This is a genomic window from Staphylococcus coagulans (assembly GCF_002901995.1).
GTDB lineage: Bacteria > Bacillota > Bacilli > Staphylococcales > Staphylococcaceae > Staphylococcus > Staphylococcus coagulans.
This window is the reverse complement of record NZ_PPQN01000068.1, coordinates 1-9,011: the sequence shown is the minus strand read 5'-3', so window position 1 is coordinate 9,011 and position 9,011 is coordinate 1. Positions and strand designations below refer to the sequence as shown.

The window sequence follows — 9,011 nt, the reverse complement described above, 5'->3', positions numbered from 1 at the left end:
CTTTTAGGCTCAAAAAATACCTGTAAAATTTTAAGAATTCTATGAAATCTTTTGTTGAATCTATTCATAATTAGAATAAATATGCAAAAATGACAGCCTTCAACGTTTTTTTATTCATAAAAAAGTATAAAAAACTGTAAGAAAATCATTTAATATTGCGCTTAGAGTTGTCATATCAAGCTTTTCAGATAGTTGATAGGTGTATCATAATTTGAAATTAATGAAGTAATATGTTTTAATGTTTAACGTGTTTTGCTAACGAGGAGGTCAAAACAGTATGCAAAAATATAGTGAAGCTATAAAAATAGCTTTTGCCTATGTAGGCGTTGTTGTAGGTGCCGGTTTTTCAACTGGACAAGAAGTCCTACAATTCTTTAGTAGATATGGTATCTATTCCTATATAGGTGTACTTATTTCAGGTTTAATCCTGACATTTATCGGGCGTCAAGTTGCAAAAATTGGAACAGCCTTTGATGCAGATAATCATGGATCGACACTTGAGTATTTATTTGGTAAAAAAATCGGTCTTGTCATCGATTATGTGTTAATTTTGTCACTTTATGCCGTAACAATTACGATGATTGCGGGTGCCGGCTCTACATTTGAAGAGAGCTTTGGTGTACCCACATGGTTAGGCGCGCTGCTTATGTGTATTGCCGTCTATATCACATTACTCATGGATTTTAATAAGATTGTAAGAGCTTTAGGGATTGTAACTCCTGTTTTAATTGTTTTAGTTGTATTGATTGCTATCACATTCTTATTCAAAGGCAGTATTCCTTTTTCAAAAATCAACAGTGTTGTTGAAACACCAAATATTGGTTTAGCAATTTGGAACGGCTTCAATTATGGTGGCCTTGCTTTTGCAGTAGGTTTTAGTACTTTAGTTGCAATCGGTGGAGACGCATCTAAAAGACTAGTTTCTGGTTTAGGAGGTCTTTTAGGTGGTGTTGTATATTTAGTATTATTAGGTTTAATTAACTTCGCTTTACATTCAGAATATACAGCGATAAAAGATTCTGCCATCCCAACACTAGTTTTAGCGGGTAAAATATCTCCAATTTTAACATTTGTATTATCTATCGTGATGTTAGCTGTAATGTATAACACAATTTTAGGTTTGTCTTATTCATTTGCAGCACGTTTTACAACACCTTATACAAAAGGTTATTATGTTATGATTTCAATACTTGTACCGTTGGCATACGGATTAAGTTTCGTAGGTTTTGAAGGACTCATTAAAGTGGTTTACCCAATTATGGGGGTTATTGGCCTCTTTATCGTACTTGCGGTCATTGTTAAATATCTCTATCGTAAATCTCAAGATAAGAAATTTATTGCTTAATTGATTAGATGTGTTACAATTTTTCCGAAAGGGAAGATTGGAATGACGAATCATAGAAAAAGATGGATTGTGATCACATCAATTATTTTACTCGTTATAGCCGGTCTGATAGCCGGCTATTTTTTTGAGCCTCGACTATCGAGACAGGAACAAAATAGAGTATCAATTCAAAATAAAAATGTTTCAGTATTTAAAGACATTACTTACATGGAAGGCTTACCGAATAGTCAACTCGATATTATTATGCCTAAGCATGTAAGCGCGGATGAACAGCTACCTGTGATTTTTTGGGCTCACGGTGGAGGATTTATCGCTGGGGATAAGCAATACAAAAACCCGCTACTTGCGAATATTGTTGAGCATGGCTACGTTGTAGTTAATGTCAATTATGCACTCGCACCAGAATATCAATATCCGACACCACTCATTCAAATGGATCGCGCGGTCACGTTTATTAAAAATCACGAAAGTAACTTACCTATTGATTTAAATCAAGTTATTATTGGTGGCGATTCAGCAGGTGCACAAATTAACAGTCAATTTACTGCAATTCAAACGAACCGCGCATTACGTGAAGAAATGAATTTTCGACAACAGTTTACACCTGAACAAATTAAAGCAGCTATTTTCTTTGGTGGTTTTTATGATATGAAAACCGTTCGCTCAACTGAATTTCCAAGAATTAATTTATTTATGAGAAGTTATTTAGGTGTGAAAAAATGGGAAATGAGTTCGAAAAATATTGCTGAAATGTCCACAGAGAATCAAATTACTAAAGATTTTCCATCAACATTTTTATCTGTAGGGGACGACGATCCTTTTATGAGTCAAAATGAAAGTTTTGCGAATGCCCTAGAAGAGAAAGGTGTCTCGGTGGATCGATTCTTCTTTGATGGTACACATCACTTGAAACATCAGTACCAGTTTCATCTCAATAAACCAGAATCTAAAGAGAATATTCAAAAAGTCTTAAGCTTTTTAAGTAGAAATACAACAGGCACACAAGTCGGTCCGGATAATAAAGATACGGATCACACTGAAATTAACTTAAATCCATACGATAACTAAGTAAAAGCACTGAAATCTTAACTGTCGATGTGCATTCCAAAAATTGGACTCAAAACTAACTTTATGGAATGTACATCATTTTAATAGATTTCAGTGCTTTTAAATATAAAAAATGACGATTATGTGAGTCGAACTTCATAAAATGATAAGATAAAGATATTAAGGCGTTGGATTTGAAGAAGAGGATAGCAAATAAGCCATGACAAACGAGTTGTAGTAACGATTGTCAATTTTGAGCGTATGTCGAAGTTCACCCTCAATTTTAAATCCTGCCCGCTCATAGAATTGAACAGCTGCTTTATTTTCGGTAACAACGCTTAGAGAAAGGCGTGTAACCTCGTGTTGACGACACCATTCAATACATTGTTGGAGAAGTTGATAGCCAATGCCTGCATTTTGGTATTGTCGTAGCACACCAATAGATATTTCAGCAATATGTGCAATCCGATGAAGTGTTTTCGTTTTAACTGTTAAATAGCCGACAAGTAGCTCATCTTTTTGAGCAACGAAAATAGCCAAATGGGGAGAAGTGATGACCTCTTCCATTTTTGAAATGGCATTTTCAAATGAAGGCATATATTCACCTGGATCGTAAAGCATATATTCTGATTCTTCAAAGACTTGTTGCATGAGTGTGGTGAATGTATTGACATCGTTAATGCTGACTTCTCTTATTGTTACTGACATGCTTTCAACTCCATTTCATGTTTTAGTACGCCTCGTCATTAATAAAGATTCACATTTATTGTAACGTAAAATAAGATATTTAGGAAATTTCTCTAGCACCGATCAATTGTTAAATATTAGGTGTTGATAGGAAAGGAGTTTACGATGAAACCCAATGTATTGCTAGCTGGTGGTACAGGCTATATTGGCAAATCACTCATTCATACGCTTGCTGATCGCTGCTTCATTCATACGATATCTAAATATCCTAAAAAACAGGCACATTCAGCAGTGAACTGGATTGAAGCAGATATATATAATTATCTTGATGTTTTAAGAGCGATGCATGGTATAGATATCGCGATTTACTTTTTAGAGCCAACGAAGCATTCGGCTAAAATGACAAGAGCTTTAGCGAAAGATTTGAACATCATTGCCGCTGATAATTTTGCACGTGCTGCTGCTCAGCAAGGTGTCAAAGAAATCATATATGTTAGAGGCAGTCAATTTGATAATGAAACAGTTCAACAATTGGGTAGATATGGTGTACCCGTGCGGTTTACTAGCAAAAAGGTGAACCGATCTCATATTTCTGTTGAATTCCAAGGCGCCAAATATAATGATATACGTCTTGTTCATCATATTCCGAAACCATTCAAGTGGTCTTTAGGTAGCTTTGTCCATCAAATGGGGATATGGTTGTCTCAAACACCAGGAACACGTACTTCGATTCGACATGTCGATCATCGAATTGAAGTATATGATAAAAAGCAAAAACGATTGTTGATGGTATTTGAACTTAATAAAATAGATGACACGCTCTATAGGCTTGAAATGGTCAAAGGGCGTTTGGCAAAAGTTAAAGGTGACAATTGTGCCATTATTGAATTTCGTTATATTCAACAATTAGATGCAGTTATTGTTCATTTATTTGATTATATTCCACGGGCATGGTGGCCAATTGCTTACTTTATTCAAGTCCCTTTTTTTCAAATGCTAGTGAGAGGATTTGATACGAAATGTCGGATTCAAAACTATTATGATCGCCAACAAAACGGTGAAGATTTGCACTATACGAAGGAGTGACGAATTTGGATATACTACTGGTAGAAGATGATCAAACATTATGTCAACAAATCACTGAGGCATTGATGTCATGGGATTATCATGTCACTTGTATTCAAAACTTTGATGAAGTTTTTCAAGAATATCAAAAAGCTGATCCTCATATTATTTTAATGGATATTACATTGCCCAAATTCGATGGCTTTCATTGGACGCGACAAATTCGTCAACATGCGAATGTACCGATTGTATTTATATCATCACGTGATCATCCAATGGATCAAGTGATGAGTATGGAGATTGGCGCAGATGACTATATACAAAAACCGTTCCATATGCCCGTTCTGATTGCTAAGTTACAAGCGATTTTTCGACGTGTGTATCAATATAATCAAGAAGAACGACGGACAATTTTGTGGAGAGACAGTGTTGTAGATTTGTCTAAAGGTACGATAGCACGCGCAGAACAGACAGCAGTGTTATCTAAAACGGAAATGCTTATTTTAGAGGTTTTACTCAAGCATAAAAATCAAATTGTATCCCGTGATACGTTGATGACAGCGTTATGGGATGATGAATCATTTGTAAGTGATAATACGCTCACTGTAAATGTCAATCGTTTACGCAGAAAATTGGCAGATATAGGTTTGAATGGTGTAATAGAAACAAAAGTAGGGAAAGGTTATCTTGCACATGAGAACAATTAGGTGGATATTTTATTTTTTAAGAGAACGTATCGCTTGGATTGGTTTACTCGTTGCGTTGGATTTACTTTTTTTGTTACTTGCTGCATTAGATGAAAAGATATCGCTTGGAAGCTTGTGGTATTTCATAGGATTAAAATGGCTTGTGAGCATTGCGTTTTTGATACGTACTTATTTGAGAGAAACACGTTTTTATCAACGTTTAGAATCGTATGCTGAAGTCGAATCATTGCAGCATCGCTATTTAGCCGAATCCCCTTTTGAAAAGATGACCTTGGATTATTTACAAGTGAAAATTCAACAACTTCAACAATCTATTGGTGAACAACAACATTGGATTAATTTGAGTGAGCAAAATATGACGGAGTTTATTCATGACATTAAAACACCTGTGACGGCTTTAAAATTGTTAATCGAGAAAGAAGAGGATAGCAAGCGTCGACACCAATTGATGTTTGAATGGTCTCGCATTGATTATATGCTCGATCAACAATTATTTTTAGCGCGACTTAATCATCAATCCAATGATATGTATTTCGAAAGCGTCAAGTTGCGTGCCATTCTAATTGAAGAAATTCAACAAACACGTCATCTCTGCTTACAAAAAGGGGTTGGATTTGATTTGGCTGTGTCAGATACGTTAACGGTTTATACGGATAAGCGATGGATTCGTATGGTCATTCGTCAAATTATTTCAAATGCGATTAAATACTCTGACAATGCGTACATTTCGATTTATACGACGTTTGAAGATGATCAAGTGCATTTACACGTTCAAGATAGAGGAAGCGGTATAGCAGCACATGATTTACCACGTATTTTTCAACGCGGTTATACAGGTAAAAATGAGCGTTATCAAACGGTCTCTTCAGGCATGGGGCTTTATTTAGTCGATGCTGTACGTGATGCTTTACGTATTCAAGTGACTGTAGACTCTCAACTGGGTGAAGGCACAACGGTTTCGATTCATTTTCCAATGCAAAATGAAAATATTGCGCGCATGTCAAAGTGACAAAAATGTCACATAAGGCATGCGTTTTGTCACATGATACGCACGATTTATCATTGTATTCACTATAAAATAACATTATAAATTTGATGAAGGAGTGAGGAATCGTGTCCATTTTAAATGTGAGTCATGTTAGTAAAATATATGGGAATAAAAAACAAAGCTTTGAAGTTTTAAAAGACATTAATTTCAAAGTTGAAGAAGGTGCATTTGTAGCGATTATGGGGCCCTCTGGTTCAGGTAAGACGACATTATTAAATGTTTTAAGTTCAATTGATTACGTATCAAGAGGAACGATTGAAGTGAACAAACAAGACATCACGCGTATGTCGAACAAACAACTCTCTCATTTCAGAAAACAAAATGTCGGTTTTATTTTTCAAGATTATAATGTTTTAGACACTTTGACTGTACGTGAAAATATCATGTTGCCTTTGTCTATTGGAAATATTAATAAGACTGAAGCAGAGCAACGCTATCAAGAAGTGACAGATGCACTTGGAATCACAGATTTAAGCCATAAATATCCAAATGAAATATCAGGCGGTCAAAAACAGAGAACAGCAGCGGCACGTGCATTAATTAGTAAACCTGCGATTATTTTTGCAGATGAACCTACAGGGGCGTTAGATTCTAAAAGTGCACAAGATTTATTGAAACGATTAGATATGATTAATCGTCACATGAAAACAACAATTGTGATGGTGACACATGATCCGGTAGCAGCAAGTTATGCGCATCGCGTGATTATGTTGAAAGATGGTCAAATTCATACAGAATTGTATCAAGGGGACAAACCCGCTTCACACTTTTACCAAGAAATCATTCAAAATCAAAGTGTGTTAGGTGGTGTACAGCATGCGTTTTAGTCACATTGTACTTAAAAATTTCCGCCAAAATTTGCGCCATTATGCGATATATTTGTTTTCTTTGCTACTCAGTATCTCGTTGTATTTTAGTTTTGTGACATTAAAATATACAGATGATATTGCACATTCAGAGTCAGCAGAATTATTGAATAAAGCAGCAGGAATTGGAGAAAAATTTCTTTTTATAATCATCATTGTCTTTTTGCTTTATGCGAATCGATTATTTATTAAGAGACGTACACAAGATTTTGCATTATTTCAATTGATAGGACTGTCGCGTAAAGATTTAATGCGCATGCTTGGTATAGAGCAAACAGTCATCTTTATTTCTACAACATTTGTGGGAGTAATACTTGGATTATTTGGTTCTCGCTTATTGTTATTAATTATTAAAAATGTTGCACACCTACCAATTGAAATCAAAATTGCATTCGAACCTCAAGCATTACTCATTACTTTGATACTTGTGGTTTTATCGTTTTTATTAATTATGATGCAAAGTTTTCTTTTTATAAAACGACGTTCGATTATACAAATGATGAATGATATTAAACAAACTGAAGCCCCGCAAGCACACATTACCAAAAGAGATGTTATGTTAGGCGTACTCGGTATTTTAATGATAGGTGTCGGTTATTACTTATCAGTTATTATGTTAAAAGATGTAAGATTATTGATCATATTAGTACCTACAATTTTATTTACAACGGTTTTAGGGGCATACCTTTTCTTCAGAAGTTCTGTTTCATTGATTTTCAAGACACTGAAGCGGAGTAAAAGAGGCTATGTCAATGTTACAGATGTGGTATTCACCTCATCAATTATGCATAGAATGAAGAAAAATGCGTTTTCTTTAACTGTTATTGGTATAATATCTGCTATTACGATAACAGTTTTATCATTTGCAACGATAGGTCAAGCCAATATCGAAAATAATGTTGACATGATGACTCCAAATGAATTCACCTATATGAAAATGAAAACTGCGCAACAGTTCGAAGATAAATTAAAGGAAAATAATATACCTTATCAAAAGAAAACATTGCACATGATAGATGTACCAATTTTAACAGAAAACAGTGATGTTAATAAGGATTTCGATGTGACACCCGTTATAAGTGCTTCAGAAATTGATGATGTAAAGGTAAATAAAGGTGAAGTCGTATTTGTGAATGGTTATGGAGTAGCAAACAACATCTCTGGATTAAAAGAAGGTATCCAGTTAAGTCTCGGGGATCAAAAGAAGCACGTTCAATTAAAAGTTACCGAAATCTCAAGTCAGTTTTATGTTGCCAATCGAATTATATTAGGTCAATCTCTTGCAGTTGTGAATCAACAAGATTTTAAGGCGCTACAATCAACACAACTTAATGATAAACACAATGGTCATACAACGCAGATTGGTTTTGACTTGAAAGATAAGAAAAATTTAAAAAAAGCTGAAAAGTGGAATCACCAATTGAATCAAGAGATTCCGCAAAATCGAACGGCTCTACTTGAGCAACAACTTCAATTTTCAGGGATGTTTTTATTTGTAAGTAGCTTCTTGGGTATAGCATTTCTTATTGCAGCAGGGTGTATTATCTATATTAAACAAATGGATGAGACAGAGGATGAGATGCAAAACTATCGTATCTTACGTAAAATGGGTTACACACACCAAGATATGTTTAAAGGATTGGCATTTAAAGTATTATTTAACTTTGGTTTACCTTTAGTTATCGGCTTGCTTCATGCGGGTTTTGCTGCTAGAGCTTTTAATGAATTAATGAATGGTAAGAACTTCATACCTGTATTCATTGCGATGGGCGTGTATACAATCATCTACTTTATCTTTGCATTACTCGCTTACATGCATTCACGACGTAGCATTAAATATTCGATTTAAAATAGTAAAATTTAATCCGATATCATGACGTAATGAAACATGTCAATATTTTAAATTGTTTTAAAGGCATGATAGAAATCTTGAAATATAAAGGTTTCTATCGTGCTTTTTGGTATATAAAACGTGGCAGTTACATTTGAAAAAGATAAGCACACAGCTTTATATATTATATGATGATAGATATTTTTAGTTCTAAAAGGAATACATATTTTATAAATATAACAATAAATCATTTGAATGATAACAAAAACTTATCATATTTTTGGGTGACTGATAGGGTAAATCTTTTAAATTAAACTTTAAAAATATTTTCAAATTCTTTAAAAAGTTTATAATAACCCTACATTAGAGATTAATAATACCTTAATAGTTACAGAATTTTCGAAAATAAACACAC

Annotated in this window: 8 protein-coding genes; 7 read left to right on the top strand and 1 reads right to left on the bottom strand. The window is 34.3% G+C overall.

Translation table 11 applies throughout. The annotated features are described in order from the left end of the window. Nucleotides 1-277 precede the first annotated feature (277 nt). Entirely contained in the window at nt 278-1,345 is a 1,068-nt protein-coding gene (locus CD118_RS10885) for a YkvI family membrane protein (protein WP_060830320.1), read from the top strand. Between the two features lie 42 nt (nt 1,346-1,387). Beyond that, nucleotides 1,388-2,413 (top strand): alpha/beta hydrolase, encoded by a 1,026-nt coding sequence (locus CD118_RS10880; protein WP_050331681.1) that lies wholly within the window; start codon nt 1,388-1,390, stop codon nt 2,411-2,413. 159 nt (nt 2,414-2,572) lie between these two features. Here CD118_RS10880 and CD118_RS10875 read toward each other — a convergent pair whose 3' ends face one another. Next, complete coding sequence (locus CD118_RS10875) at nt 2,573-3,100, bottom strand: GNAT family N-acetyltransferase (RefSeq protein ID WP_050331680.1); 528 nt, start codon at nt 3,098-3,100, stop codon at nt 2,573-2,575. Nucleotides 3,101-3,244: 144 nt separating this feature from the next. Here CD118_RS10875 and CD118_RS10870 point away from each other — a divergent pair, with 144 nt between their 5' ends. From CD118_RS10870 to CD118_RS10850, 5 genes are all read left to right on the top strand, one after another. Then, entirely contained in the window at nt 3,245-4,165 is a 921-nt protein-coding gene (locus CD118_RS10870; protein WP_103356702.1) for an NAD(P)H-binding protein, read from the top strand. A gap of 5 nt (nt 4,166-4,170) precedes the next feature. Continuing rightward, complete coding sequence (locus CD118_RS10865) at nt 4,171-4,851, top strand: response regulator transcription factor (RefSeq protein WP_050346017.1); 681 nt, start codon at nt 4,171-4,173, stop codon at nt 4,849-4,851. Further along, entirely contained in the window at nt 4,838-5,860 is a 1,023-nt protein-coding gene (locus CD118_RS10860) for a sensor histidine kinase (protein WP_103356701.1), read from the top strand. The genes CD118_RS10865 and CD118_RS10860 overlap by 14 nt, the downstream gene beginning before the upstream one ends. A 104-nt stretch (nt 5,861-5,964) precedes the next feature. Beyond that, nucleotides 5,965-6,726, top strand: a complete 762-nt coding sequence (locus tag CD118_RS10855; protein WP_060830317.1) for an ABC transporter ATP-binding protein — start codon at nt 5,965-5,967, stop codon at nt 6,724-6,726. Beyond that, entirely contained in the window at nt 6,716-8,614 is a 1,899-nt protein-coding gene (locus tag CD118_RS10850) for an ABC transporter permease (RefSeq protein ID WP_103356700.1), read from the top strand. Before CD118_RS10855 ends, CD118_RS10850 begins: the two co-directional genes overlap by 11 nt. Nucleotides 8,615-9,011 lie beyond the last annotated feature (397 nt).

Coding starts and splice junctions, on each gene's coding strand:
- CD118_RS10880 (WP_050331681.1), top strand. CDS start 1,388: ATGACGAATCATAGAAAAAGATGGATTGTGATCACATCAATTATTTTA.
- CD118_RS10885 (WP_060830320.1), top strand. CDS start 278: ATGCAAAAATATAGTGAAGCTATAAAAATAGCTTTTGCCTATGTAGGC.
- CD118_RS10850 (WP_103356700.1), top strand. CDS start 6,716: ATGCGTTTTAGTCACATTGTACTTAAAAATTTCCGCCAAAATTTGCGC.
- CD118_RS10860 (WP_103356701.1), top strand. CDS start 4,838: ATGAGAACAATTAGGTGGATATTTTATTTTTTAAGAGAACGTATCGCT.
- CD118_RS10870 (WP_103356702.1), top strand. CDS start 3,245: ATGAAACCCAATGTATTGCTAGCTGGTGGTACAGGCTATATTGGCAAA.
- CD118_RS10875 (WP_050331680.1), bottom strand. CDS start 3,100: ATGTCAGTAACAATAAGAGAAGTCAGCATTAACGATGTCAATACATTC.